At 67.1% G+C, this 24530-nt stretch carries 25 protein-coding genes; 5 read left to right on the top strand and 20 right to left on the bottom strand.

The window, feature by feature from the left end; translation table 11 throughout:
* The first annotated feature begins 39 nt into the window (after nucleotides 1-39).
* On the top strand, nucleotides 40-1245 hold the full coding sequence (locus ABCN56_RS16070) for a M24 family metallopeptidase (RefSeq protein WP_343081837.1): 1206 nt from the start codon (nucleotides 40-42) through the stop codon (nucleotides 1243-1245).
* A gap of 31 nt (nucleotides 1246-1276) precedes the next feature.
* Here ABCN56_RS16070 and ABCN56_RS16065 read toward each other — a convergent pair whose 3' ends face one another.
* The 8 genes from ABCN56_RS16065 to ABCN56_RS16030 form a co-directional block, all read right to left on the bottom strand.
* Nucleotides 1277-3640 carry an aldehyde dehydrogenase family protein gene (locus ABCN56_RS16065; protein WP_343081836.1) on the bottom strand — a complete coding sequence of 788 codons (2364 nt, stop codon included), beginning with the start codon at nucleotides 3638-3640 and terminating at the stop codon, nucleotides 1277-1279.
* Between the two features lie 7 nt (nucleotides 3641-3647).
* The gene (gene deoC, locus ABCN56_RS16060) at nucleotides 3648-4619 is read right to left on the bottom strand and encodes a deoxyribose-phosphate aldolase (protein WP_343081835.1); all 972 of its coding nucleotides are present in this window, start codon (nucleotides 4617-4619) and stop codon (nucleotides 3648-3650) included.
* 107 nt (nucleotides 4620-4726) lie between these two features.
* A complete protein-coding gene (locus tag ABCN56_RS16055; RefSeq protein WP_343081834.1) occupies nucleotides 4727-5401 on the bottom strand; it encodes a DUF1523 family protein in 675 nt (224 codons plus the stop codon).
* A 7-nt stretch (nucleotides 5402-5408) separates the two neighbouring features.
* Nucleotides 5409-5687, bottom strand: coding sequence for a hypothetical protein (locus ABCN56_RS16050; protein ID WP_343081833.1), 279 nt, complete (start codon nucleotides 5685-5687; stop codon nucleotides 5409-5411).
* Entirely contained in the window at nucleotides 5684-7042 is a 1359-nt protein-coding gene (locus tag ABCN56_RS16045; protein ID WP_343081832.1) for a DUF6638 family protein, read from the bottom strand. Before ABCN56_RS16045 ends, ABCN56_RS16050 begins: the two co-directional genes overlap by 4 nt.
* The gene (locus ABCN56_RS16040; protein ID WP_343081831.1) at nucleotides 7039-8979 is read right to left on the bottom strand and encodes an AAA family ATPase; all 1941 of its coding nucleotides are present in this window, start codon (nucleotides 8977-8979) and stop codon (nucleotides 7039-7041) included. Before ABCN56_RS16040 ends, ABCN56_RS16045 begins: the two co-directional genes overlap by 4 nt.
* A gap of 99 nt (nucleotides 8980-9078) precedes the next feature.
* The gene (locus ABCN56_RS16035; RefSeq protein WP_343081830.1) at nucleotides 9079-10209 is read right to left on the bottom strand and encodes a hypothetical protein; all 1131 of its coding nucleotides are present in this window, start codon (nucleotides 10207-10209) and stop codon (nucleotides 9079-9081) included.
* On the bottom strand, nucleotides 10210-11286 hold the full coding sequence (locus tag ABCN56_RS16030; RefSeq protein WP_343081829.1) for a hypothetical protein: 1077 nt from the start codon (nucleotides 11284-11286) through the stop codon (nucleotides 10210-10212).
* Between the two features lie 150 nt (nucleotides 11287-11436).
* Here ABCN56_RS16030 and ABCN56_RS16025 point away from each other — a divergent pair, with 150 nt between their 5' ends.
* Nucleotides 11437-12720 (top strand): acetylornithine deacetylase/succinyl-diaminopimelate desuccinylase family protein, encoded by a 1284-nt coding sequence (locus ABCN56_RS16025; RefSeq protein WP_343081828.1) that lies wholly within the window; start codon nucleotides 11437-11439, stop codon nucleotides 12718-12720.
* A gap of 10 nt (nucleotides 12721-12730) precedes the next feature.
* Here the strand turns inward: ABCN56_RS16025 and panC are convergent, their stop codons facing one another.
* Nucleotides 12731-13585, bottom strand: coding sequence for a pantoate--beta-alanine ligase (panC, locus tag ABCN56_RS16020; RefSeq protein ID WP_425466113.1), 855 nt, complete (start codon nucleotides 13583-13585; stop codon nucleotides 12731-12733).
* Nucleotides 13582-14409: a 3-methyl-2-oxobutanoate hydroxymethyltransferase gene (gene panB, locus ABCN56_RS16015; RefSeq protein WP_343081827.1), complete on the bottom strand. Its 828-nt coding sequence runs from the start codon at nucleotides 14407-14409 to the stop codon at nucleotides 13582-13584. The genes panC and panB overlap by 4 nt, the downstream gene beginning before the upstream one ends.
* A gap of 182 nt (nucleotides 14410-14591) precedes the next feature.
* Here panB and ABCN56_RS16010 point away from each other — a divergent pair, with 182 nt between their 5' ends.
* Both ABCN56_RS16010 and ABCN56_RS16005 read left to right on the top strand, forming a co-directional pair.
* Nucleotides 14592-16064: an ABC transporter substrate-binding protein gene (locus tag ABCN56_RS16010; RefSeq protein ID WP_343081826.1), complete on the top strand. Its 1473-nt coding sequence runs from the start codon at nucleotides 14592-14594 to the stop codon at nucleotides 16062-16064.
* 74 nt (nucleotides 16065-16138) lie between these two features.
* Nucleotides 16139-16480 (top strand): cupin domain-containing protein, encoded by a 342-nt coding sequence (locus ABCN56_RS16005; RefSeq protein WP_343081825.1) that lies wholly within the window; start codon nucleotides 16139-16141, stop codon nucleotides 16478-16480.
* A 19-nt stretch (nucleotides 16481-16499) separates the two neighbouring features.
* Here ABCN56_RS16005 and ABCN56_RS16000 read toward each other — a convergent pair whose 3' ends face one another.
* Complete coding sequence (locus tag ABCN56_RS16000; protein WP_343081824.1) at nucleotides 16500-17339, bottom strand: L,D-transpeptidase; 840 nt, start codon at nucleotides 17337-17339, stop codon at nucleotides 16500-16502.
* 222 nt (nucleotides 17340-17561) lie between these two features.
* Here ABCN56_RS16000 and ABCN56_RS15995 point away from each other — a divergent pair, with 222 nt between their 5' ends.
* Nucleotides 17562-17882 carry a c-type cytochrome gene (locus ABCN56_RS15995; protein WP_343081823.1) on the top strand — a complete coding sequence of 107 codons (321 nt, stop codon included), beginning with the start codon at nucleotides 17562-17564 and terminating at the stop codon, nucleotides 17880-17882.
* Nucleotides 17883-17891: 9 nt separating this feature from the next.
* Here ABCN56_RS15995 and ABCN56_RS15990 read toward each other — a convergent pair whose 3' ends face one another.
* Genes ABCN56_RS15990 through atpD form a run of 9 tightly spaced genes read right to left on the bottom strand, consistent with a single transcriptional unit; the run spans nucleotide 17892 to nucleotide 24502 of the window.
* Nucleotides 17892-18782: a F0F1 ATP synthase subunit gamma gene (locus tag ABCN56_RS15990; RefSeq protein ID WP_343081822.1), complete on the bottom strand. Its 891-nt coding sequence runs from the start codon at nucleotides 18780-18782 to the stop codon at nucleotides 17892-17894.
* Entirely contained in the window at nucleotides 18769-20334 is a 1566-nt protein-coding gene (locus tag ABCN56_RS15985) for a F0F1 ATP synthase subunit alpha (RefSeq protein ID WP_343081821.1), read from the bottom strand. Before ABCN56_RS15985 ends, ABCN56_RS15990 begins: the two co-directional genes overlap by 14 nt.
* A gap of 3 nt (nucleotides 20335-20337) precedes the next feature.
* The gene (locus ABCN56_RS15980; protein ID WP_343081820.1) at nucleotides 20338-21123 is read right to left on the bottom strand and encodes a F0F1 ATP synthase subunit delta; all 786 of its coding nucleotides are present in this window, start codon (nucleotides 21121-21123) and stop codon (nucleotides 20338-20340) included.
* 3 nt (nucleotides 21124-21126) lie between these two features.
* A complete protein-coding gene (locus ABCN56_RS15975) occupies nucleotides 21127-21417 on the bottom strand; it encodes a F0F1 ATP synthase subunit C (RefSeq protein ID WP_343081819.1) in 291 nt (96 codons plus the stop codon).
* Nucleotides 21410-22111: a F0F1 ATP synthase subunit A gene (locus ABCN56_RS15970; protein WP_343081818.1), complete on the bottom strand. Its 702-nt coding sequence runs from the start codon at nucleotides 22109-22111 to the stop codon at nucleotides 21410-21412. The genes ABCN56_RS15975 and ABCN56_RS15970 overlap by 8 nt, the downstream gene beginning before the upstream one ends.
* A gap of 1 nt (nucleotide 22112) precedes the next feature.
* Nucleotides 22113-22388: an N-ATPase subunit AtpR gene (locus ABCN56_RS15965; RefSeq protein WP_343081817.1), complete on the bottom strand. Its 276-nt coding sequence runs from the start codon at nucleotides 22386-22388 to the stop codon at nucleotides 22113-22115.
* Nucleotides 22381-22686: an AtpZ/AtpI family protein gene (locus ABCN56_RS15960; protein WP_343081816.1), complete on the bottom strand. Its 306-nt coding sequence runs from the start codon at nucleotides 22684-22686 to the stop codon at nucleotides 22381-22383. The genes ABCN56_RS15965 and ABCN56_RS15960 overlap by 8 nt, the downstream gene beginning before the upstream one ends.
* The gene (locus tag ABCN56_RS15955; RefSeq protein WP_343081815.1) at nucleotides 22683-23072 is read right to left on the bottom strand and encodes a F0F1 ATP synthase subunit epsilon; all 390 of its coding nucleotides are present in this window, start codon (nucleotides 23070-23072) and stop codon (nucleotides 22683-22685) included. The genes ABCN56_RS15960 and ABCN56_RS15955 overlap by 4 nt, the downstream gene beginning before the upstream one ends.
* On the bottom strand, nucleotides 23069-24502 hold the full coding sequence (gene atpD, locus ABCN56_RS15950) for a F0F1 ATP synthase subunit beta (protein WP_343081814.1): 1434 nt from the start codon (nucleotides 24500-24502) through the stop codon (nucleotides 23069-23071). The genes ABCN56_RS15955 and atpD overlap by 4 nt, the downstream gene beginning before the upstream one ends.
* Nucleotides 24503-24530: the final 28 nt, after the last annotated feature.

The following is a 24530-nucleotide window of genomic DNA, read 5'->3' as shown; positions in this document are numbered from 1 at the left end:
GGTCCCTGCATGATACGGACCCCAGCAATGAGGTCTGATATGGAACGTCCCGAACAATACCGGTTCCACAACGGCACGAAGGCCGTCCTGCCCTTCGCGGCAGAGGAATACGAGGCGCGGCTTCAGGGCCTGCGCGACATCATGGAGATGCACGAGCTCGACGCGGTCGTGCTCACCTCGATGCACAACGTCGCCTATTACTCGGGCTTCCTCTACTGCACCTTCGGGCGGCCCTATGCCTGTGTCGTGACCAAGACCGACTGCGTCACGGTCAGCGCGGGGATCGACGCGGGCCAGCCCTGGCGGCGCTCCTACGGCGACAACGTCACCTACACCGACTGGAAGCGCGACAACTTCTGGCGCGCGGTCGCCTCGATCACGGGGACGGGGAAGAGCATCGGCTGCGAGGCCGATCACCTGACGCTGGAGCGTTCGGAGAAGCTCAACGCGTTCCTCCAGCCGAAGCGCGGAATGGACATCGCGCCAGCGACGATGCAGCAGCGGATGATGAAATCCTCGGCCGAGATCGAGCTGATCACGCACGGCGCGAACGTCGCCGATATCGGCGGCTACGCGATCCGAGACGCCGTGAGGGAGGGCGCGACCGAGATCGAGATCGCGATCGCCGGGCGCGACGCGATGGAGCGGGAGATCGCGAAGCGCTTCCCCGACGCCGAGTACCGCGACACCTGGGTCTGGTTCCAGTCGGGGATCAACACGGACGGCGCGCACAACCCGGTGACGAACCGCAAGCTGAAGCGCGGCGATATCCTCAGCCTCAACTGCTTCCCGATGATCTCGGGCTACTACACTGCGCTCGAACGGACGATGTTCGTGGGCGAGGTCGACGACGCTTCGCTGAAACTGTGGGAGGCGAACATCGCCGCGCATGAATACGGCATGTCCCTCTTGAAGCCCGGCGTCAGCTGCGCCGAGGTCACGCACAAGATCAACGAGTTCTTCGCGGAGCGGGAGCTGCTGCAGTACCGCACCTTCGGCTACGGCCATTCCTTCGGGGTGCTCTCGCATTATTACGGCCGCGAGGCCGGGCTCGAGTTGCGCGAGGACATCGACACGGTCCTGGAACCCGGCATGGTGATCTCGATGGAGCCGATGCTGACCATCGCCGAGGGCAATCCCGGCGCGGGCGGGTATCGGGAACACGACATCCTCGTCATCACCGAGGACGGGAACGAGGACATCACGAAATATCCTTACGGACCCGACTTCAACGTGGTCGGCTGAGGCAAGACGGGGGCGGCGGGAAGGCCGCCCCTCATTCCCCGTAGGGCACCCAGATGTTCTTAACCTGCACCGCGCGGGAGAGGTAGCGGCGGCCCTGGCCGTCGGGGCCGGTCCAGTCGCAGTTCGGGATGGCCCAAGTCACCTTGAGGTTCCCCGCGCTTTCGGCCTCCATGGCCTTCGCGCCTTCGGTCGTGCCGCAATACCAGAGCGCCGCCACGTCGTCGTGCTGGGCCAAGGTCTTGGTCAGTTCCTCGCGCGGGCCGGTCACGATGTTGACGACGCCGCCGGGCAGGTCCGAGGTGTCGAGGACCTGGTAGAGGTCGGTCGCGGACAGCGGCATGTCCTGCGCCGGTAGCGCGACGACGCGGTTGCCCATGGCTATGGCGGGCAGGACGAGGCTCAGGAAGCCCAGAAGCGGCGCTGCATTCGGGCAGGCGATCCCCATGACGCCGAAGGGTTCGTTCATGGCGAGCGTCACGTTCGCGGACTTCGTCGCGTGCACCGCGCCGTCGAACTTGTCGGCCTGCGCCGCGTACCAGAACGCGCGTTCGAGCGACACGGCCACTTCCCGCTCCGCCGCGCCCTTGGAGGCGCCCGCGGACCGGAGGCGATCCGTGAACTCCTGCGCGCGGGCCGAGAGATTCTCGGCGAGGTAATAGAGGACCTGCGCCCGGTTGTGGCCGGTAGCCTTGCCCCAGCCCGATGCCTTGTGCGCGGCCTCAACGGCGTTCCTTATGTCCTTGCGGTTCCCGAGCCCGGCGAGCCCGAGAAGCCTGCCCTTCGCCATCACAGCGTAGGAATAGCCGGAATCGGGGCGCTTCTGCGCGCCGCCGACATACATCTTCGCGGTCCGGTCGATGCCGTCGACGGCCTTCGCGCCGCTCTCCGGGACGGGCGAGGTTTCGGGCGCGTGAACGGGCGGTTCTGCCTTCTCCTTGGGCGCGGGGAAGGAGAGGTATTCGCCCATCCCCTCGCGCCCGCCCTCGCGGCCGAAGCCGCTTTCGCGGTAGCCGCCGAAGCCCGAGCCCGCGTCGAAGACGTTGGTGGAGTTCACCCAGACCACACCCGCCTTCACGCGCGATGCGACGTCGAGGCAGAGGTTCACGTTCTCCGACCAGATCGAGGCGGCGAGGCCGTAGCGGGTGTTGTTGGCAAGCTCGACTGCCTCGTCGGGCGTGCGGAAGCTCGTCAGTGTCGCGACCGGGCCGAAGATTTCGACGTCGGAAACGATATTGGCGGGTTCGACGCCCGTGAAGAAGCCGGGCGCGAAGAAGGACCCCTTCGCGGGCAGCTGGCATTCGGCCTGGTGAAGCACCGCGCCCTCGGCTTCGCCCCGGGCCACGAGGTCCCGGATGCGCTTCAACTGCACCGGGTGCACGATCGCGCCGACGTCGGTGCATTTGTCGAGCGGGTCGCCCACGCGCAGCTTCGCCATGCGTGTGCGCAGCTTCCGGGTGAAGGCCTCCTCCACCCCCTCCTGCACGAGGATGCGCGAGCCCGCGCAGCAGACCTGGCCCTGGTTGAACCAGATCGCATCCACGACGCCCTCGACCGCGGCGTCCAGGTCGGCGTCGGCGAAGACCACGAAGGGCGACTTGCCGCCAAGCTCCAGCGTCAGCTTCTTGCCCGATCCGGCCGTGGCCTTGCGGATGATCCGCCCGACCTCGGTCGAGCCGGTGAAGGCGATCTTGTCCACCTCAGCGGCAACCAGCGCCGCGCCGGTATCGCCGTCGCCGGTAACGATGTTCACTACGCCCTTCGGCAGACCGATCTCGGCGCAGATCTCGGCGAAGGCGAGGGCGGTCAGCGGCGTGTATTCGGCAGGTTTCAGCACGACCGCGTTCCCCGCCGCCAAGGCCGGCGCGATCTTCCAGGCGAGCATCAGGAGAGGGAAGTTCCACGGGATGATCTGGCCACAGACGCCGACCGGGCCTGTCCCCGGAAACTCGTCGGCCAGAACCTCGGCCCAGCCCGCGTGGTGGTAGAAGTGCCGCGCGACGAGCGGGATATCGATGTCCCGCGTCTCGCGGACGGGCTTGCCGTTGTCCATCGTCTCGAGAACCGCAAGGAACCGTTCGCGCTTCTGGATGTTCCGCGCGATCGCGTAGAGCCATTTCGCCCGCTGGTGCCCGGACAGGCGCGCCCAGTCCCGCTGTGCCGACCGTGCCGCCTTTACCGCAGCCTCCACGTCGGCCCGGGAGCCTTGCGAAACCTCCGCCAGCACCTCGCCCGTCGCCGGGTTCTCGACCGCGAAAGTCGCTTCGGGCCTCGTGAATGCGCCGCCGATGAAATGCCCGAACGCGCCCCGCGCCTTCAGCCATTTGACGACTTCGCCGTTGGCCTCCGGCGCCGGTCCGTAGTCCATCGTCTCCAGGATGTCTTTCACTGTCGGCATGGGACCCTCAGGCTAGCGCATGGCGCGAGGAGGACGCGTAGCGCCCGGTGACATGGTGTTCGAGCTGGCGTTCGATATCGCCGAGCATGGAGGAGGCGCCGAGCCGGAAGAGGTCCGGCCGGAGCCAGTCCGCGCCCATCTCCTCCTTCATCAGGATCTGCCAGGCGAGCGCGTCCTTCGCGGTCCGCATCCCGCCCGCCGGCTTGAACCCGATCCGGTATCCGGTCCGCTCGCCATAGTCCCTGAGCGCCCGCACCATGACGAGGCTCACGGGAAGCGTGGCGTTGACGCCCTCCTTCCCGGTGGAGGTCTTGATGAAGTCCGCCCCGGCCTGCATCGCGACCATGCTGGCCTTGTAGACGTTTCGCAGCGTCTTGAGGTCCCCGGTCGCGAGGATCGTCTTCAGATGCGCCGCCCCGGCCGCCTCCCGCATCGCCGCGATCTCGTCATAGAGCGCGTTCCACTCGGCGCCGAGGACATGGGCACGGGTGATGACGATGTCGATCTCGTCCGCGCCCTGGTCCACGGCATAGCGGATCTCCGCCAGCCGAAGGTCGAGCGGCATCAGCCCCGCCGGAAAGCCCGTAGCGACCGAGGCGACCGGAACGCCGGAGCCCCGGAGCGCCTTCACCGCGGCGGCGACCATCGTCGGGTAGACGCAGATCGCGCCAGTCGTAAGGTCATCGAGCCCCAGCCCCTTCATGATGTGATCGGCGAGGGGCTGCCGCCCCTTCGCGCAAAGCCGGGCGACGCGATCTTCCGTGTCGTCGCCGGAAAGCGTGGTCAGGTCCATGCAGCGGATCGCGTTGACGAGCCAGGCCGCCTGCCATTCCTTCTTCACGCTCCGCCGCGTCGTCAGGGTCGCCGCGCGCCGTTCGGCGGCTTGCGTGTTCACCGCGACATGTTCGAACCAGTCCAGCTGGAGCGGAACGCCGGGATTCCGGTCGTGGTTTGACAAGGCGGCCGGACTGGACTGCATGAGGAAACCCCGAACTCGGCGGGGCAGGGGCCCGCCCGGGTCACGCTATCCAATGTGCCGCTTTGTTTCAACGCGGTCCTTTGACCGGGCGGTCAAATCCGCGGCGCTCAGCGCCTCGGCTTGCCCTTCCAGGTGTCGAGCCATGCCTTGAACCGGCCCCAGATCCCGCGGGCCTTTTCGGCCGCCGCGTCGGCGGTGTCGTCCACCCGATCGATCGCCTCGCCGGCATCCTGAAGAACCGGGTCGATCACCCTCTCGCGGAACTGCAGCCACATGCGCCGGATCATGAAGAGGATCAGCGCGAGCGTCGTCAGGATGACGATGTTGACCCAGGGGATGATCCGCTCGTCGGGCCCCTCGGCCGGGCGGATCCCGACGGCGTTCGGGAAGATCGAGATGAACTCGTTCCGCCAGCCGTAATGTGTGACGACAACCCATTTCGGATCGGCCGCCGTCGACTTCGCGTCCTCCGCCTCGGTCAGAAGGCTGGCGGTGTCGAACTTGAAATAGGGCGGCCAGTTCCAGCCCGTGTCCTCGTTGCGGTAGACCATCGGCTTGCCGTTGGCCTTCACCGTCTGGATGAACTGCACGTCGCGGTTGACGAGGCCGCCGGACTGGTCGTCCGGGCTCGACCAGAACATGCGCGTCCAGTCGCCCAGGTCCTGGCGTTCCTGGTAGGTGTTCACCACGCGCACGATGTCGTGCTGCGGCAGGTTGTAGTGCAGGAAGGCGAAGACGATCAGCGCGAGGATCGTCCAGAAGGTCCATTTCACGTATCTCATCTTCGCCTCAGTAGATGTTCGTCAGATAGATCAGCGCCAGCACGACGATGACCGGGATCACGTATACGAGGAGGATCAGCTTCTTCCTCAGCCCGGACTCGTACTCCCTCATACCCGCCTCGATATAGGCGCGCCGGGCCGCTTCATCACCCCCCTCAGGGTGATCGGCATCCCATTCCTTCTCGAGCTCCTCGCGGGCGACGGACCGCGAATAGATGGACAGGAGGAAATAGATCACCGTGAGGCCGACGAATCCGAAGACGGCAAGGCGCAGAAAACCGATCATCTCTTGTCCCTCATCACGGCGCCCCAGGGGCCGACGATGTCGACAATATCACGCCGTGCCCCGCCGCGCGCGGGGGGCTCCTCCATCGAAGGCTCGGACCCGAACAGCGCGGCGCGCGCGCCGGCCTTGTCGACCTGGTATTCGCGGTCGAGGAAGTCCGCCACGTAGGCCTTCTTGGCCTCGTCCCAGCCCATGTAGAGCCTGTAGAACAGTTCCTTGTGACAGATGAAAAGCTGCCGAACGTCGAGCGGCGACAATTCCGCCAGGAGCATGTTCACGAGGTCACGGTCCGCATGCGGCTTCGACCGAAGTGTGTAGAAATACGCCGGATGCGCCGAGGTGATGCGCGGCCAGGCCCCGCCCGCCTCGACGTAGCGCAGAAGTGCCGCAAGCCCCTGGAACTCGTCTGGCAGCGCCGAGCCGAGCTTCGCCGCGACGATCCTGAGTTCCCGCCGTGTCCCCGCGCCCGCGTCGATCCCGAGGGATGCCGCGGCGTCCACAAGGATGAAATCCATCTTCTGCCGCAGGATCGCCGCCGCGTCCGCCCCCCGCGCGGTCACGATGGGCTCCACGAGGTCGTTAAGTTCCAGGAATTTCGCGATCCCGTTCCGGTCCCGCATGTCGAAGTGATACTTGATCGGAAGCGCGCCGACTTCCTCGCGCGGCGCGGCCGAGATCGCGGCCGGGTGGTCGAGATCGCGGAAGATGTAGATGCCGCCGAAATGCGAGGTCCAGAAATTCTGCTGGTCGAAGCTGGTGGATTTCAGCGCCACCGGGTTTCGCACCACGTCGCCCACGACCTTCGCGCGCCCGATCATGTCCGCGATCAGCACGTCGTCCCACCAGGCGTCCTCTTCCGTCCGGAACCGCTCGATCAGTTCCGAAAGCTTCCCGGCCTCGGCCACGTGGTTCCCGGTCGTGTCCGCCGCGACCGTCACCCGGCGGATGTCGAACAGCCGCGCCGGCGTGTCGATCTGGAAGACCGTGTTCTCAAGCTCCCCCGCCACGGCGTCGCGCGCGGTCAGGGTGAAAAGCTGCGCCTCGTTCTCCTCGATGAAGCGCCTGAGGATCCCGCGCGAGGTCGAGAACTTCGCGTTCAGCAGGGGCGCTTTCTTCTGCTCCGTCGTCAGAAGGATGAACTGCCGGTTGCAGCCGTTGCGGTTCAGGTAGAGGTGGTCGTCAAGCTCGTCGCCCACCTCCGGCGAATAGCCCGAGATGTCGACGTGGAAATCGGGAAGCCCCGTCACCTTCCCGGTCAGTGCCTTCAAGGCGCGGTTGTAGCGCTCCACCAGCGCCGGGCTCTCGATGTGGACGAGATTGCCGAACATCAGGCCTTTCTGGATGAGGCGTTTCATGGCGCCTTACCGTCCAGATACCGCCGCTTGGCCTCCTCCATCCGGCGCATCTCGCGCACGGCGTTCTCGATCGCGGCCTCGTCGGACTTGTCGGCATAGCGGAACTCGCTGTCCGCGTAGCGGTTGATCTCCTGCACGACCATCTCGACGGTGATCGGGCGGCGCAGCTCTCCGATCATCGCCTTCTTCGTCTCGTAGTCCTTGAAGAGGAAGAGCTCGGGTTCCTCCAGCCACTCGTCCGGCAGCTCGAAGTCCATCGCGCGGACCTTCACCGCGTCGGTGATGTTCTTGATCGCGCGGCCGGTGAAGCGTTCGTCCGCTGCCTGGATCGCCTTCAGGTAGGTCCCGAGCTTGGCCATGGTATCGAGTTCCCCGATTTCGTCGCGGACCCTGTCGAAGACGTTTTCAAGGCCATCCTCTAGGGGCCGCGAGTGCCGCTCGAAGCTTTCGGCCACCGCCCGCTTGATCTCCTGCGCGGCATAGAGGTCGTGGACCCCCAGGGGGATCGAGTGGTTCTTGCCCAGGAGCAGCGCGAGGATGTCGATGTAATCCTCCCGCGTCTGCGGCCCGTCGACGAGGAACCGGGCGCCGGCCCGCTGGCGCAGCGCGTCATCCACGTTCTCGGGGTAGTTCGAGAACATCCCGAAGCTGCAGTTTCCGCGAACGACCGTGTTCGCCCCCGAGAAGCTTTCCATCAGGACGGCGGTGATCTCCTGCTGGCCCGCGCTCGACTGGCGGTCCCCGCGCTTGCCCGCGATCTGGTCGATGTCGTCGATCGTGCCAAAGCCGATCACCGCGGGGTCCATCACGTTCCGGATGAAGGCCTTGGCGTTCTGCCCGGATTTGCCCTGGTAGGAATCCACGTTCTCGATCGACAGGTTCTGGTAGCGGAACGGGTATTCCGCCACCCGGCAGTAGCCATCAAGAAGCCCCGCCATCATCTGGATCAGCGTCGTCTTCCCGGTGCCGGGCTTGCCGTCGCCCATGAAGGTGAAGATGAAGCCGCCGAGTTCGGCGAAAGGGTTCAGCTTCCGCTCGAAGTCGTAGGCCATCAGCATCTTCGCAAGCCGCATCGCCTGGTACTTGGCGATGTGGTTGCCCACGACCTCCTCGGGCTTCTTGAACGCCATGACGAGCGCGGTGCCGCGCGCCTTCCGCGAGGGTGCGAAGCCCGCAATCGGGAAATCATCCGCCTCGATCCGATAGTTCGCCCCGGTGAACGCGCCAAGCCTGGGTGCCGTCTCGGCGCGCAGGCGCACGTTTTCCGTCAGCTGTTCGGCATAGGCGAGGACCGACGCGACCATCCGCGCCTCGTCGGTGCCGAAAACCGCGATGTCCTGATCCAGTTCCCATAGCGCCCCGTGCAGCGCGAGTTGCGCGTTGTCGGTCAGAACCTCTTCGACGGTCCCGATCTCCACCGTCTGCTCGGTCGCGTGCGGGGCGAGGAGGAAAGCGGTCGCGTTGGCGAAGACGGACAGCGTCACCAGAGCCTCCGCTGCGAGAAGCTCGGAAAATTCCGCACGCCGTGCATCGGGGAGCCGGCCTTCCAGGTTGGCCTTCTTCAGCTCCGAAAGCCCCGTCTGCGCCGAAAACATCTCTCCCACGGCGAGGGCGATGGCGAGCGCGCGGCGCAGGGACTGCATCACCGCCGCCTGAGCGGGCGAGGTGATCGGGTCGTCCCCGCCCACCGCCTCGATCCGCTCGATCAGCCGCACTCCCTCCGGCCGCGCGGTGGAGCGCGTGACGAGGCCCGGCGTGGTCGAGCGGAAACGCGGACGCGTCCCGATCCCCGGCGACCGCTCCGACGGCGCTGCGACGGCCTCGGCCTTCGCGAGGCGCGGCGTATGGTCGAGGCCGGAGAGCAGGTTCGCCGCCGCCGCGTAATGCTCGCGGATCGCCTCTTCCTTCAGTTCCATCTCATCGCGCGGCGCGTTCATTCCAGCCCCCTTGATTTGTCTCCGTCCGGGCGAAGAAGTCCTCCGCGGGTGCGGGGGTGGGAAATTCCCGCCTGCACCGCCTCCAGGAATGCGCGCGGATCATCCATAGACGCCAACCCGGCCTTCGGGGCCCACCACGTATTTCCGGACGGCGCGGAAGCCTTCGGGGTCCCGCTCAGCCAGCACCTGGAATGGCCGCTGAGGCAGGATCAGGCTCCGCGTCACCCGAGTCGCGCCGGTGTCCGCCCCGCGCCCCGAGAACGGATCGAGGCGGAAGACCTCCCGCTCGACCGTCGAGAACCAGCCGGATTTCTCCAGTTCCACCCGTTCGGATTCCAGCTCCTCGGTCGTCCATGCCAGTGCCCAGTCGTCTCCGGGCGGCGCCTTCGCGCCCTCCAGGACTTCCCGCAGGGGTCCCGTCTGAAGCGTGAAGGCGGAGGAATACATCGGGCCGAGGAACAGGCGCCGGAGCCGCTTCGGGTGCAGGTCGTCGAAGTCGGCATCCAGACCCTTGGCGATCGTGACGAGCTTCAGCCCGCTCACCGACTGCGCCAGAAGATGCGTCTGCGCCCGGGGCCAGCGGTATTCGTCGAGCGGCAGCGCCTTCCGCCCGGTGTCCTCCACCTCCAGAAGGTAGATCACCGGCACGTTCATCTGGGAATCGTAGACGCCCCAATGCACCAGGAACCGCCGCCGCCCTTCGGCAACATCCGCGACCCACTGAGCCTGGGGATGCATGTGCGCCCAGTAGAGCCCGCCCTGCGCCAGCGCCTCGAAGTAGAGCCGCTGGCTCATCGCGTACTGCAGCCGCGTGGGCACCGTCCTTTCCGACAGGATCTGGCGGATCATCTGGTCCCTGAGGGCTTCCGCCGACGGCATCCCCTCGAGATGCTTGCCCGCCTGCGCGGCGTCGTTCGCCATCGTGACGAGTTCCTGGTAGATCGGGAACCCGCTCTCGTGGAGGTCGATGGTCAGGTGGCGCCGCCCGAGTTCGGGCATCCGGCCGGCGACGAGGTACTTGAAGCTCAGGGCGCGGAATGTCGCGGAAATCGCGCCGACATAGGCGCCCAGGATCACGGCCTCCATCTTTGAAAGCGCGCGTTCCTCCTTCATCTCCTCCGCGATCCCGGCCATCAGCCGCGTGATCCGCTCGAACTTGGCGAAGTAGCGGCGGGCGGCGAGGTCGTCCTCCAGCGCCTTGTGGTCGCGGGTCAGGTCGGCCTTGTCCACTCAGCCACCGTAAAGGTTCTTGTCGTGCTTCTCGACGATCGCCGCGAAGCGGCGGGCGAACCGCTCGTCGGCCTTCGCCTTCTGCTCCAGAACCTTCCTCGCGAAGACCATCTGGTCCTCGTGCGCTTCCAGCATCTCGGCCATCCGCGTGTTGGTCGCCGCGCCAATCCCGGCCATCGCGGTCTGCGCCTCCTGGTCGGTCTTGACGCCGATCTCGTTGATCCGGTGCGCGACGTCCTGCTGCTGCGCGGTCTTGAGCGATTTCGTGAGCGCGTCGTAGAGGACGACGCGCTGCTTGGTGTCTGTCTGCAGCTTGTTGATCAGCACCATCTGGGTGGCCGCCTGGTTCTGCAGGCTGTCGATCCAGGTCTTGCCCTTCTCGATGTAGCGTTCCAGCGTCTGGGATTTCGCCACCTTCACCTGCTCGTCCTGCACCAGCGCGTTGTAGCGGGTGTTGAGCGCCGCGAGCTCGCTTTCAAGCTTCGTCCGCGCGGCCGCGTCCTGTTCCACGGCGATCTTGTTTTCCAGTTCGATGAGCCGGGGGTCCATCGCCAGGATTTCCGCCCTGACCGCTTCGAGGTCGCCCACCGTCGTCTCGCGTTCGGAGAGCGTCTCGGTCAGGTTCGTTTCGACCTTCGACTTGTGGGTGTTCAGCACGCCGAGCTGGCCCTCGAGCAGCTTCACGATGACGTCGGACTTGGAAATCAGGTCCTGGAGCTTGTCGTCGATGCTCGCCGCCCGCAGCCGCTCCTGCCGCATCGCCTCCGACTTGCCCTGGGAGAAGATGCCGACGAAGCTTTCCCACCCGGTCTTCGACCGCATCTCGTCGAAGTCCTTGGAAAACGCGGTCGTCACGTCGTCGAGCCCCATGATCAGTTCGGCGATGTTGGCGTTCATCAGTTCCGTGTGGTGGTGCACGTCCTCGAGCGTCGCGTTCTCGATGTCGAGCGCGATGTCCTCGCCCGCCTGCATCTTCTGTCGCGCCGTCTCGATCCGGCTCGTCAGTTCCGAAATCTTCGTCTGCGCTTCCGCGACCTGCTTCTGGCTTTCCAGGATCTGCGCGCCGAAATCCGCCATCTTCGCCCTCAATGTTAATCTCATTTACTATATTTGGGAGGCGCGCAGGCCTTTGCACCCCCGGCTATGCGGAATTTATTGCAAAATCCTCCAGCCACGTCACCCGCTTTCGGATTGCCCCCGGTCGGGGGCAGGGCTAGCTTTTCACGCATGGACGTATCCGGCCGGACCCTTTTGGACGAAGTCGCCGCCCGCCGCGCGGAGCTGATCGCGCTGACGCAGGACCTGATCCGCATACCCACGCTGAACCCGCCGGGACGCAACTACCGCGAGATCTGCGACTACCTCGCCGCGCGGCTTTCCGGCTCGGGCTTCCGCGTCGACCTGATCCGCGCGGAAGGCGCGCCGGGTGACAGCGACGCCCACCCCAGATGGAACCTAGTGGCCCGGCGCGAGGGTGCGGCGCCCGGCGACTGCGTGCATTTCAACGGCCACCATGACGTGGTGGAAGTGGGCCACGGCTGGACCCGCGATCCCTTCGGCGGGGAACTGGACGGCGACCGGATCTACGGCCGAGGCTCCTGCGACATGAAGGGCGGCCTCGCCGCCGCGATCAACGCCGCCGAAGCCTTCATCGCCGCCTGCCCCGGCCACCGGGGCGCGATCGAGATTTCCGCCACTGCCGACGAGGAATCCGGCGGTTATGGCGGAGTCGCCTACCTTGCCGAACGCGGATGGTTCGCGCCCGACCGCGTCCAGCACGTCATCATCCCCGAACCCCTGCACAAGGACCGTATCTGCCTTGGCCATCGCGGCGTCTGGTGGGCCGAGATCGAGACGAAGGGCCGAATCGCGCACGGCTCCATGCCTTTCCTCGGCGACAGCGCCATCCGCCACATGGGCGCCGTGCTGGAGGAGATGGAGGCCACGCTCTTCCCGCTTCTCGCGGGCAAGCGGACCGAGATGCCGGTGATCCCCGAGGGCGCGCGCCAGTCCACGCTCAACATCAACTCCATCCACGGCGGCGAGGCGGAGCAGGAGGATGGCTACACCGGCCTCCCCGCGCCCTGCGTCGCGGACCGCTGCCGGATCGTCATCGACCGCCGCTTCCTGATCGAAGAAGACCTCGCCGAGGTGAAGCGCGAGGTGACGCGGATGCTCGAAACGGTCAAATCGCGCCGCCCGAGCTTCGAATACGAGGTCCGCGATCTCTTCGAAGTGCAGCCCACGATGACCGAGAAGGACGCGCCCGTCGTCAGGACCACCGCGCAGGCGATCGAGAAAGTCCTCGGCCAGAGCGCGGGCTACGTCGTCTCGCCCGGAACCTACGACCAGAAGCACATCGACCGGATCGGGAAGCTGCACAACTGCATCGCCTACGGCCCCGGCATCCTCGACCTCGCGCACCAGCCCGACGAATGGGTGGGCGTGCAGGACATGCAGGACAGCGCGGGCGTCATGGCGCTGGTCCTGTCCGAACTCCTCGCGCCCTGAGCCACGGGTCTCAGGCCGGGTTCATCTCCGGAACCGCGATGTTGTCGATCAACCGGACCCCGCCCAGCCATGCGGCCGCGAAGATCCGCGCCGGGCGGTCCGGACGTTCCAGGGGCGCAAGATCCTCGGCGGCGCGGAGTTCAAGGTATTCCACCTCGGCAAAGCCTGCCTCGAGGATCGCCGTCCGTGCTGTGGCAAGCGCTTCGGCTGCCGTGCCGCCGGATGCGATGGCCGCCGCCGCGTCCTGCATCGCGCGGGGAAGCACGCAGGCCTTCGCGCGATCCTCGGGCGAAAGCCGCCCGTTCCGCGAGGACATCGCGACGCCGTCCGGATCGCGCAACGTCGGGCAGCCGGTGATCTCGACCGGCAGGTTCAGGTCCTTGACGAGCCGCCGGACGATCTGGAGCTGCTGCCAGTCCTTCTCTCCGAAGAAGGCCCGGTCGGCATTGGTCATGCCGAAAAGCTTGGTCACGACCGTGGCGACGCCGTCGAAATGCCCCGGCCTGTGCGCGCCGCAAAGTGGATCCCCCAGCCCTGCGACGCTGACCTTCGTGGCGAAACCATCGGGATAGACCTCGGACGCCGGAGGCGCGAAGACCACGTCGACACCATGGGGGTCGAGCAGCTCCGCGTCGCGTTCCTCGGTGCGGGGATATTTCGCGAGGTCCTCGGGGTTGTTGAACTGCTTGGGGTTCACGAAGATCGTCACGATCACCCGGTCACATGCGCCCTTCGCCGCCTCGACGAGGCTGAGGTGCCCCGCGTGCAGCGCGCCCATGGTCGGGACGACGCCGACGATTTCCTCCGCGCGGCGCCACGCCGCCACCTTCGCGCGCAGTTCCGCGACGCTACGGACGATCATCATGATTGCGCGGGCTCCTCGCCAAAGACGTGTTCGGGCGCCGGGAAGGTCCTTGCCCTGACTTCAGCCGCGTAGGCGGCAATCGCGCGGTCGGCCTCTGCCCCGAGATCGGCGTAGCGCTTGACGAATTTCGGCCGGAACTCTGTGAAGAGCCCCAGCATGTCGTCCACGACGAGAATCTGCCCGTCGCAGTCGGGCGATGCGCCGATCCCGATGGTGGGGACGGAAATGGCGGCGGTGATCTCGCGCGCGAGCGCGTCCGGCACCTTTTCCAGGACGACCGCGAAGGCGCCGGCCTCGGCGACGGCCGCCGCGTCTTCGCGGATGCGTTCGGCGTCCGGGCCACGGCCCTGAACCTTGTAGCCGCCGAGCGTGTTGACCGCCTGCGGCGTCAATCCGACATGGCCCATGACCGGCACGCCGCGCGCGACGAGGAACGCGACCGTTTCGGCCATGTGCGTTCCGCCCTCCAGCTTCACCGCCGCCGCGCCCGTCTCCCGCATCAGGCGCGCGGCGTTTCTGAACGCCTGCTCCGGCCCCTCCTCGTAGGCGCCGAAGGGCAGATCCACGACCATCATCGCCTTTGACAGGCCTCGGGCGACCGCCTGGCCGTGGAGGACCATCATCTCCATCGTCGCCTGCAGCGTCGAGGGAAGCCCGTGCACCACCATCGCCAGGCTGTCGCCCACAAGGACGATGTCGCAATGAGGATCGACGAGGCCGGCCACCGGCGTCGTGTAGGCGGTCAGGCAGACAAGCGGCGCGCCGCCCTTTTGCCCGCGGATATCCAGTGGTGTCGGGCGCCCGGTCGTCGCGGTGACACTCATTGCCTTCCTCCCCTGCAGCGGCGTCGCCCGCTTTCTAGCTGCGCTGCGGCATCGTTTCCAGTGGGCGCGTTCGCCGACGCAGAGAACCGGGGGCTCTGGCTGTCGCTTGATTGGTGTCGCGATCCGTCCAATGATGGGCCAATCGACCCCGCGTGTCGTGGGGAGGACGGAAAGGGGCCTTCATGTTGAACCACCTGAAAATCTCCGCAGCAGTTCTTGCGTTGTCCGCCGGCGCCGCGTTCGCCGCGCAGGACACGATCACCCTCGGCATGGTGCTCGAACCCCCGAACCTCGATCCGACGGCCGGCGCGGCCGCCGCGATCGACGAGGTTGTCTATGCCAATGTCTTCGAGGGCCTCACCCGCTTCGGACCCGACGGGTCGATCCGGCCCGCGCTCGCGGAAAGCTGGGATGTCACAGAGGAGGGCAAGGTCTACACCTTCCACCTCCATTCCGGCGTGACGTTCCATGACGGCACGACGATGGACGCCGAGGACGTGAAGTTCTCGCTCGACCGCGCCCGGGCCGAGGACAGCGCCAACGCCCAGAAGGCCCTCTTCGCCGGGATCGAAAGCGTCGAGGTCGTCGACCCACTTACCGTCAAGGTGACGCTGTCGAGCCCGAACGGCGCCTTCCCGTTCAACATGGCCTGGGGCGACGCTGTGATCGTCGCGCCGGAATCGGTCGGGAACGCGGCCACGAACCCGGTCGGAACCGGCCCCTTCAAGTTCGTCGAGTGGCTTCAGGGCGACCATGTGACGGTCGAGGCCTATCCCGGCTACTGGGGAGAGAAACCGGCGCTCGCAAAGGCGACGTTCAAGTTCATCTCCGACCCCACCGCCGCCTTCGCCGCGATGATGGCGGGCGACGTGGACGCCTTCCCGAACTTCCCGGCGCCCGAGACGCTGCCGCAGCTGGAGGCCGATCCGCGCTTCAAGGTGATCGTGGGCTCGACCGAGGGTGAGACGATCCTCGCCATGAACAACAAGAACGAGGTGCTGTCGAACGTGAAGGTGCGCGAGGCCATCGCCCATGCGATCAACCGCCAGGAAATCATCGACGGCGCGATGTTCGGCTACGGCACGCCGATCGGCACGCACTTCGCCCCGCACAATCCCGACTACGTCGATCTGACGGAGCTGTCGGCCTACGACCCCGAGAAGTCGAAGGCGCTGCTGGCCGAGGCCGGGGTGAGCGACCTCAAGCTCCGCCTCGCGCTGCCCCCGCCCACCTATGCCCGCCGGGGCGGCGAGATCATCGCGGCGCAGCTTCGCGCCGTGGGGATCGAGACCGAGATCTCGAACCTCGAATGGGCGCAGTGGCTTGAACAGGTGTTCAAGGGCAAGGATTTCGACCTGACCATCGTCAGCCACACCGAGCCCGCCGACATCAACATCTACGCCCGGCCGGAATACTACTTCCAGTACGGCAAGCCCGAGTTCGTGGCTCTGATGGACAAGCTCAACGTCACGGTGGACCCGGCCGAGCGTTCCGCGATCCTGAAGGATGCGCAGCGGATGATCGCCGAGGATTTCGTGAACGCGTATCTCTTCCAGCTTGCCAAGACCGGCGTCGCAAACGCGAAGATCGAGGGGCTGTGGGAAAACGCGCCCACGCAGGCCAACGATCTGACCGCGGTGCACTGGGTGGACTGAGACGCACCGACCCGCTACGACGCGACGGCGAGGCCCCGGACCATCTCCGGGGCCTTCTTCTCGAAAGGCCACTCATGACCAACTTCCAAAGCCTGATCTGCGACGCCGTCGAACCCGAAATCTCCCGCCCGGAGCCCGACGTGGTCCTGGCAGGCGATCCGGTCCACACCACCTGGAGCATCGAGGAACAGGACGACCTCTATGCCGGGATATGGGAATCGACGCCCGGAAAGTGGCGCGTTTCCTATGAAGAATGGGAGTACTGCCGCATCCTTTCCGGCGTCCTGATCATCGCCGAGGACGGCGGAGATACCCGCACCGTCCGCGCGGGCGACAGTTTCCTGATTCGCCCGGGCTTCACCGGCACCTGGGAAGTCGTGGAGACGATCCGCAAGGACTACGTCATCCGCCTGTGAAACGGCGGCGGGGGCGGGGTCAGACCCCGCCCGCGTCCGTATCCTCGTCCGCGGCGACGCCGAGCATTGCCGTGAACTTGGGCCACGGGATATTGCCGGCCCGGATTTCGGCCTGGACTTCCGGCGGGTAGCTCGACAGGGGCACCATCAGGCCGTGCTCGTTCTCCACCATCTCGCCTTCCATCGCGAGGGATTCCTCCAGCGTCCGCACCTTCACCGGCGAGCCGGGTTCGACGCGTTCGTAGAGATCGAGGATGTCCTGGTTGAAGAGCCGGATGCAGCCCGCCGACGTCGCGCGGCCGATGGTCGATGGGTTGTTGGTGCCGTGGATGCGGTAATAGGTGTCCCGGCCGTTCCGGTAGAGGTAGAGTGCGCGCGCGCCCAAGGGGTTCTCGATGCCGCCGGGCAAGCCCGCCGCGTAGGGGCCGTAAACCTCGGGGTCGGTGCGAATCATGTTCCGGGTCGGCGTCCAGCGCGGCCATTCGCGCTTCACCGAAATGACTGCCGAGCCGCGGAAGCCACGGCCCTCGCGGCCCACCGCGATGCCGTAACGCATCGCCGTGCCCCCTTCATCGACGTAGTAGAGAACGCGTGCATGGGGATCGACGACGACGGTTCCGGGACGCTCGCTTCCCGCGTAGGCGACACGGGTCCTCGCGTTCTGCCCGATCAGGTAGCCGGGATTGACTGCAGGGATGAGCGTGCCGTTGTCCTCGACCGCGGCGTAGCGCGCCACGACCTCGGGCTCGGGACCGGTCATCGTCACTGTCGTCTGGGGCGGCCCGCCACATGCGGCGAGGGCAAAGGTCAGGGCGACGAGCATCGTCGCGTGAAGCGTACGGCGGGCGGTGAAAAACATGTGTTCGCGCGGTCCTATGGAATCCTGGCAGCAGAATGGGGTGAACAATCTGCGCCACGTCCAGCCCTCGCGAGTCAACCCCTTGGCGGCAGCGCGGCCGTGCTTCGGGCGCCCCGGCAACAGTCGCGGGGGCGGGTGGTTCGACGGTTTGAGACAGATCAACCGGGGGGCCGCGTGCCCGTGCTAGCCTTCCGGGACGATTTTCGAGAGGGAGGAAGGACGATGCGCATCACTTCAACTTTGCTCGCGGCGGCTTTGGCCTGCGGGGCATTTCCCGCCTTGGCGCAGGGCGATGTCGAAGCGGGCCGCGCGCTCGCGGAGGAAAACTGCGCCCGCTGCCACGACATCGAGCCGGGCGGCGCCATGAAGACCATGCCGCCGAGCTTCGCCTCGATCGCGGCCTTCAGGACGGCCGACGAGATCACGGGCCGGATCTGGTTCCCGCCGATGCATTCCCGGATGCCGCCGATGCACATGATCCTGACGCCGCAGGACGTGGACAGCCTGACCGACTACATCGTCTCGCTGGAGGCAGCAGAGTAGTTCCCGGGTTCAGCGGTTCGCGCCAAGCGCCGTGGCGCCCGCGACGATGTCCAGAACCTCGGTCGTGATCTCCTCCTGACGGCGCCGCCGGTATTCGGCGTCCATCTCCTCGAGATGGTCGCGTATGCCCGCTTCCGCGCCCTGCATCGCGGCGAGCCGGGCCGCGTGCTCGCTTGCCTGCGCCTCGGCCAGCGCGCGGTAGATGCGGACGAAGACGTGTTCCCTCAGAAGCTGCGCCAGAACCACCTCCCGGTCCTCGGTGTAGGTGGGAAGGCGCCGCGACGGCCAGGGCTTCGCCGCCTGGTGGCGCAGGTATCCGGGCGAGATCGGCAGGATCTGCACCGCGACGGGCCGGATCGGGGTGTCGGGAGTTTCGACCGTGTGAACGATCCTGACCCGCCCGATTCCCCGCGCGCTTTGCCAGTCGTCGATCAGGGACAGAAGGGCCCCCGTCGTCTCCCTCAGCCCCGTGACCGACCCGGGCGTGGAGAACAGCGCCGTGGGCCTGTGTCCCGCCGATTCCAGCAGTTCCGCAGCGCGCCCGCCAACTGCTGAAACCATCACCTTTTCTTCGTGGAGATCCTGGATCTCGTCCAGCGCCGCGCGCACGGCGGCGTCGTTGAACCTGCCGCAGAGACCGTGGTCCGATCCGAGCACGATCACCCCGGCGCCCTCATGTACCGCGCGTTCGGAGGCCGCGATGGCGAGTTGCGCGACCTCCGGATCGCGCAGGAGGATCTGGAGCCCCATCCCCACGGTTTCGTCATAGGCCCTGACCGCGCGGCTCGCGCGTTCGGATCGCCGCATGGTCACGGCCGAAAGCGTCTTCATGGTCCGCACAATGGATTGCAGGTCGCGGCTGATCGCGATGCGCCGCTGGAGCGTCTCAAGCGTCTCCATGCGCTTCGCCCTCCAGCTGCGCGAGGCCCGCCTTCGCCGCCGACAGAAGCGCGTCCCGGTCCGCGTCGAGGAACGGCTCCCCCTCTTCGATCGCGCGGCAGATGTTGCCCGCCCGCTGCCGGATCGCCGCGCTCACCGCCGCCTCCGCCTCGCGCATCCGGGAAAGCGGCAGGTTGTCCAGCAGCCCCTCCTGAACGGCAAGCAGGATCGCGATCTGTTCGGGCGGGGCAGGGCGTTCGTCCTCGCGCTGCTTCAGCGCCTCGCGGGTGAGCCTGCCACGGGCGAGCTTCAGCTTCGTCTCCGCGTCGAGCCTCGTGCCGAAGCGGGAGAAGACCTCGAGTTCCTCGAACTGCGCGAAGGAAAGCCGCAGTTCCCCCGCCACCGCCCGATAGGCCGGCAGCTGCGCCTTCGCGCCGACGCGCGAAACCGAACGGCCGATGTCGATGGCGGGCAGTAGCCCCTTCTCGAAGAGCTCGGGCGACAGGTAGATCTGTCCGTCGGTGATCGAAATGAGGTTGGTCGGGATGTAGGCCGAGATGTTCTGCGCCTGCGTTTCGATGATCGGCAGCGCGGTCAGCGAGCCGCCGCCCAGATCCGGCCGGAGATGCGTGGCGCGTTCCAGAAGGCGCGAGTGGATGTAGAAGATGTCGCCCGGATAAGCCTCCCGCCCCGGCGGCCGACGGAGGAGGAGCGAGAGTTCCCTGTAGGCCCGCGCATGCCGCGTCAGGTCGTCGTGGACGATCAGCACGTCCTCGCCCCGGCGCATGAACCATTCGGCAATGGACGTCGCCGCGTAGGGCGCGATGAACTGAAGCCCCGGCGCGTCGTCTCCCCCGGCCACAACGACCACGGTCCGGGCGAGGGCGCCTTCGCGGCGCAGGGTCTCGATCACCCGGGCGACGCCCGCCGCCCTTTGCCCGACCGCGCAATAGACGCAGATGCCAGGCCGGGCGGCAAGGCTCTTGCCTCCCGGCCGCCCCGCCTGGTGCGACAGCATCGCCGCGACCGCGATCGCGGTCTTTCCGGTCTGCCGATCGCCGATGATCAGTTCCCGCTGCCCCCGGCCGATCGGGATCGCGGCGTCAACGGCCTTGATGCCGGTCTGCAACGGCACCTCGACGGGCGCACGGTCGAGGATCGCGGGCGCGGGCCTTTCCACGGGCCAGTGCTGGGCCTCACGGATCGGCCCCCCGCCGTCCAGGGGGCGTCCCAGCGCGTCCACCACGCGGCCCAGAAGCGCCTCGCCCACCGGCACGTCGATCACGCGGCGCGTCCGGCGCGCCTCCGCCCCTGCTTCGAGATGCGCCGAGGGGCCGAACAGGATCACGCCCGCGCGCCCCTCGCGGATATTCGCCGCCGCGCCCATGAGCCCGCCCGGAAAGCGGATCAGTTCGTCGGCGGAAAGGTTCGCGAAGCCTTCGACCTCCGCCACGCCCGCGCTGACATGCGTGACGATCGCGACCTGTTCCGAGCGCAGCGAAGGGCGCCGGTCCTCGAGGCTCCGGTCGAGCCCCGAGACGATATCGTCCGCAAGCCCCTTCAGCCCCGCCATCGCCTAGCCCGCCTTCTGCCCGGGCGCGTGTCCGCCCGCTTCCAGCCACTCGGCGGTCTGCTCCTCGAGGTCGTCGAGATAGGCGTCGATGCTCCACTGGAGCGTCCGCGCGCGAACGCGAAGCCTCAGCCCGCAGATCAGGTCCTCGTCCTTCTGGAACTCCACCTCCGCGCCCTCGTGCAGCACCTCGCGCAGCGCCTTTGACAACCGCTCCCGCGCCGCCTCCTGCAGGTCGAAGGCGCTCGAGATCGAAAGCTGCCCCCGCGCGTCCTTCGCTTCCGCCCTGAGCGCAACCAGATCCTCGCCCTCGAGCGCCCGGAGCCGGCTGATGAAGGTTCCGACCATCGCGTCTTCAAGGTCCGCCCCGGCGAAATCGGTCAGGACCATCCGCGCCACGCGTTCCACATGCCCGGCCGCGCGGCGGCGAAGCTCGGCCACGAAGGCGCCCTTTTCCTTGTCCAGCTGGTCTTTCCAGGCTTTGCGCCGGGCCTCGATCTCCTCGCGCGCTTCGTGCTCCAGCCGCTGGCGCAACTGGTTCGCCTCCGCCTCGGCCGCGGCAAGCTGCTCGCCCCGTGCCTCTTCCGCGGCTTCCCGCTCCGTCTTCAGCTTCTCGGCTTCCTCGGCGGCCTCACGCTCCCGCGCCTCGGCCTCCTCGAACCGCTCCCTGATCGCCGCCTCGCGCCGCGCCATCGCCTCGGTAACCGGACCGTAGAGGATCCGGTTCAGAAGCCAGACCAGAACGAGGAAGTTCACGATCTGCGCGGCGACGGTGATCCAGTCGATCTGCATGTGTCAGTTCCCGGCCGCAACGGCCCCTGCCGCGACCGCCGCGTCCCAGAACGGGTTGGCGAAGATCAGGATCATGGCCACGACGAAGCAGTAGATCGCGGTGGATTCGATCATCGCGAGGCTCACGAACAGCGTCCGCGTTATCACGTTTGCCTCGTCCGGCTGCTGCGCTATCGAGGCCAGCGCCTGCGCCGCGGTCCGCGCCTCGCCGAAGGCGGGGCCGAGCGAGCCTATGGCGATCGTGAGGCCCGCCGTGAGGATCGAGATCACTCCGATCAGGGTCGCGTCAATCATTCGGGTTCTCCCTCCTGTCGTTGTCGCCTTCATGCGCGCGGGTCGCGGAGGCGATGTAGACCATCGCGAGGATGGCGAATATGTAGGCCTGGATCACACCCGTCAGCAGCCCCAGCATCTGCATGGCGACGGGGAAGAAGAACGGCGCGATCGAGATCAGGATACCGGCGATGACGGTCCCGCTCATGACATTGCCGTAAAGCCGGATCGCGAGCGCCAGCGTGCGCGAGAGTTCCCCGATCACGTTGAACGGCGCCATGAGCGGCGTCGGTTCGAAATAGGACCTGACGTATCCCCCGACACCCTTTCGCGCCATGCCGTAGACCGGCACCGAGATCAGGACGCAGATCGCCAGCGCCGTCGTGGTGGACAGGGACCCTGTCGGCGGGGTGTAGCCCGGCACGACGGCAAGGATGTTCGCGGAGGCGATGAAGACGAAGAGCGTTCCGACGAAGGGCAGGTAGGGGCCCGGCTCCTGCCCGCTCACGTCGCGGATCTGGTTCCGCATCGTCTCGACGACCGCCTCCCAGAAATTCTGGGACCGGGTCAGGTCCCCCGTCGCAGAAAGCCGCAGCCGGACGAACAGGGCCGACAGGACGAGGATCGCCATCACCACCCAGGTGAAGACGATCGTCGCGTTGACCCTGAAGGGGCCGACCGTGAACAGGACCCAGTTGTCCGGGCTGATCTCCATCCTATCCCTCCCGCGCACCCCGGCGGATCATCACCTGGCGGGCCAGCGTGAAGCCGAGCGTTCCCACGAGGATCTCCGCCGCGCCGGCCCCGGCCCAGAGGGCGAGCCCGAGGACGCAGAGCACCAGGGCCATCCGGCCCGCGTATCCCAGAAGCATCCTTCCCGCGCTCGCACCATGCGTGATCGACTGCGCCGCGCGGGCGAGGAGGGTGAAGTAGAGCACCCCGAACCCCGCGCCGAGGGCGAAAGCCAGCGCCAGTATAAGGGCGTCAGTCATGCCGGCTCTCCTTCTTCACCCAGTACCACGCGTTCATGCAGCCGAGGAATACGCCCGCGAGCAGTAGCGCGAGCTTCCAGGAAAACCCGACCGGCGCGATCCGGTCGAGCCAGACGCCAAGCGCCACGCCGAGAAGCGTCGGCACCGCCACGGCCCAGCCGACGAGCCCGAACATGCCGAACCCGTACCAGACGCCACGGCCCTCGCCGCGCGCCCGCGCCGCCTCCATCCGCTCGGCCTTCCGCCGGATCGCCTCGGCGGCCGGGCCGGCCTTGTCGTCGTTCCCCTCGGCGTTCATGCCCGCCGCTCCAGTTCCAGCATCCGCCGCACCACGCCCGCCTCGAGCCGCGCCAGCGCTCCGCGCGCCGCCCTTTCGTGTTCATCGACCTCGGTCAGCACGTCGCGGACGATCCGGCGCAGATTGGCCAGGTCGTGCTCGACCACCGCCCTGCGCACCGCGACCGAGACGACATCGCCGCACTTGACGAGGATCCCTTCGTCCACCCCCACGAACCCCGGCTCGCCCGCCTTGTCCTCGTAGAAAAGGATGCCCGCCGTCAGTGGGGCAACGAGGTCGATGTGACGGGGCAGGATGCCGAACGAGCCGTTTGTCGCTTCCGCCACGATCTTCGTGACCTCGCCGTCGAAGACCCTTTCCTCGGGCGTGACGACCTCGAGCTTCATGCGCCGGCCCCCCGGGTTATGACGTCCTCTATCCCGCCGATCATGTAGAAGGCGCTTTCGGGCAGCTTCGAAAGCTCGCCCGAAAGGATCCGCTCGCAGCCGTCGAGCGTTTCCTGAAGCGTCACGAACTTCCCCGCCTTCCCGGTGAACTGGCCGGTGGAGAAGAAAGGCTGCGTCAGGAACCTCTCCAGCCGCCGCGCCTGCGCGACGATCTCGCGGTCGGCTTCCGACAATTCATCGAGGCCCAGCATCGCGATGATGTCCGAAAGCGCCTCGTATTCCGCCAGCACGCGGCGCACCTCGCGGGCGATCCGGTAATGGCGGTCGGGCACGGTTCCGGGCGTCAGCATCTTCGACGTGGACTTCAGCGGGTCGATCGCCGGATAGAGACCCTCGGCCGCGCGCTTCCGCGACAGGACGACAGAGGCCGACAGGTGCGAAAAGACATGCGTCGCCGCGGGGTCGGTGAAGTCGTCCGCAGGCACGTATACTGCCTGGATCGAGGTGATCGCGCCCGCGTCGGTGTTGCAGATCCGCTCCTCCAGCGCGCCGAGTTCGGAGCCCAGCGTCGGCTGGTAGCCAACCCGCGAGGGTATGTTGCCCAGAAGCCCGGACACCTCCGCGCCCGCCTGCACGAAGCGGAAGATGTTGTCGATCAGGACCAGCACGTCCCTGTGCCGTGCGTCGCGGAAATGTTCGGCGATGGTCATCGCCACATGCGCCACCCGGAAGCGCGCGCCGGGGCTTTCGTTCATCTGCCCGAAGACGAGCACGGCGCCGTCCAGGACGCCCGTTTCCCCCATCTCGCGGTAGATCTCCTCGGCCTCGCGGCAGCGCTCGCCGACGCCGCAGAAGAGGCTGACACCCTCGTAGGCCGAGACCATGTTGTGGATCATCTCGGTGATGAGCACCGTCTTGCCCACGCCCGCACCGCCGAAGAGCCCCGCCTTGCCGCCCCTCTCGATCGGGGTCAGGAGGTCGATCGCCTTGATCCCGGTCTCGAAGACCTCGCCGCCGGGTTTGCGACGCGAAAGCGGCACGGGCGTCCGGTGAATGGGCTCCCAATGCACGTTTTCGAGGGGACCCTTCCCGTCTATCGGCGCGCCGTAGACGTCGATCATGCGGCCTAGAACACCGTCTCCGACAGGCGCCTCCAGCGGGCCGCCGGTGTCCTCGCAGGGCATGCCCATCGCAACGCGCTCCATCGGGTTGAGCACGAGGCCGCGCACGGTATGAGTGTCGATCAGGCTCGCCACCTCGATCACGATCTTGCGGTGCGGCCCGGCGCGCAGCTCGGTGTTGATGGCGGGCGCGGGGCCGGGGAAGCGGATTTCCACCACGGCGCCGGAGATCGCGACGATGCGCCCGACGCGGCGGCCCGCCTCCGGTTCCTGCACCTTTTCCGCCACGGCCCCGACGGCCTCGTTCATCGCGTCGCCTCCTTGCGGACCCAGCTTC

It is taken from the genome of Ostreiculturibacter nitratireducens (genome assembly GCF_032670585.1).
Classification (GTDB): Bacteria; Pseudomonadota; Alphaproteobacteria; order Rhodobacterales; family Rhodobacteraceae; genus Ostreiculturibacter; species Ostreiculturibacter nitratireducens.
This window is presented reverse-complemented; position numbering and strand designations above follow the sequence as displayed.

Bases quoted from the DNA above. Each gene is read 5' to 3' on its own strand.
- ABCN56_RS16070 (WP_343081837.1), top strand. From the start codon at position 40: ATGGAACGTCCCGAACAATACCGGTTCCACAACGGCACGAAGGCCGTC.
- ABCN56_RS16065 (WP_343081836.1), bottom strand. From the start codon at position 3,640: ATGCCGACAGTGAAAGACATCCTGGAGACGATGGACTACGGACCGGCG.
- deoC (WP_343081835.1), bottom strand. From the start codon at position 4,619: ATGCAGTCCAGTCCGGCCGCCTTGTCAAACCACGACCGGAATCCCGGC.
- ABCN56_RS16055 (WP_343081834.1), bottom strand. From the start codon at position 5,401: ATGAGATACGTGAAATGGACCTTCTGGACGATCCTCGCGCTGATCGTC.
- ABCN56_RS16050 (WP_343081833.1), bottom strand. From the start codon at position 5,687: ATGATCGGTTTTCTGCGCCTTGCCGTCTTCGGATTCGTCGGCCTCACG.
- ABCN56_RS16045 (WP_343081832.1), bottom strand. From the start codon at position 7,042: ATGAAACGCCTCATCCAGAAAGGCCTGATGTTCGGCAATCTCGTCCAC.
- ABCN56_RS16040 (WP_343081831.1), bottom strand. From the start codon at position 8,979: ATGAACGCGCCGCGCGATGAGATGGAACTGAAGGAAGAGGCGATCCGC.
- ABCN56_RS16030 (WP_343081829.1), bottom strand. From the start codon at position 11,286: ATGGCGGATTTCGGCGCGCAGATCCTGGAAAGCCAGAAGCAGGTCGCG.
- ABCN56_RS16025 (WP_343081828.1), top strand. From the start codon at position 11,437: ATGGACGTATCCGGCCGGACCCTTTTGGACGAAGTCGCCGCCCGCCGC.
- panC (WP_425466113.1), bottom strand. From the start codon at position 13,585: ATGATGATCGTCCGTAGCGTCGCGGAACTGCGCGCGAAGGTGGCGGCG.
- panB (WP_343081827.1), bottom strand. From the start codon at position 14,409: ATGAGTGTCACCGCGACGACCGGGCGCCCGACACCACTGGATATCCGC.
- ABCN56_RS16010 (WP_343081826.1), top strand. From the start codon at position 14,592: ATGTTGAACCACCTGAAAATCTCCGCAGCAGTTCTTGCGTTGTCCGCC.
- ABCN56_RS16005 (WP_343081825.1), top strand. From the start codon at position 16,139: ATGACCAACTTCCAAAGCCTGATCTGCGACGCCGTCGAACCCGAAATC.
- ABCN56_RS16000 (WP_343081824.1), bottom strand. From the start codon at position 17,339: ATGTTTTTCACCGCCCGCCGTACGCTTCACGCGACGATGCTCGTCGCC.
- ABCN56_RS15995 (WP_343081823.1), top strand. From the start codon at position 17,562: ATGCGCATCACTTCAACTTTGCTCGCGGCGGCTTTGGCCTGCGGGGCA.
- ABCN56_RS15990 (WP_343081822.1), bottom strand. From the start codon at position 18,782: ATGGAGACGCTTGAGACGCTCCAGCGGCGCATCGCGATCAGCCGCGAC.
- ABCN56_RS15985 (WP_343081821.1), bottom strand. From the start codon at position 20,334: ATGGCGGGGCTGAAGGGGCTTGCGGACGATATCGTCTCGGGGCTCGAC.
- ABCN56_RS15980 (WP_343081820.1), bottom strand. From the start codon at position 21,123: ATGCAGATCGACTGGATCACCGTCGCCGCGCAGATCGTGAACTTCCTC.
- ABCN56_RS15975 (WP_343081819.1), bottom strand. From the start codon at position 21,417: ATGATTGACGCGACCCTGATCGGAGTGATCTCGATCCTCACGGCGGGC.
- ABCN56_RS15970 (WP_343081818.1), bottom strand. From the start codon at position 22,111: ATGGAGATCAGCCCGGACAACTGGGTCCTGTTCACGGTCGGCCCCTTC.
- ABCN56_RS15965 (WP_343081817.1), bottom strand. From the start codon at position 22,388: ATGACTGACGCCCTTATACTGGCGCTGGCTTTCGCCCTCGGCGCGGGG.
- ABCN56_RS15960 (WP_343081816.1), bottom strand. From the start codon at position 22,686: ATGAACGCCGAGGGGAACGACGACAAGGCCGGCCCGGCCGCCGAGGCG.
- ABCN56_RS15955 (WP_343081815.1), bottom strand. From the start codon at position 23,072: ATGAAGCTCGAGGTCGTCACGCCCGAGGAAAGGGTCTTCGACGGCGAG.
- atpD (WP_343081814.1), bottom strand. From the start codon at position 24,502: ATGAACGAGGCCGTCGGGGCCGTGGCGGAAAAGGTGCAGGAACCGGAG.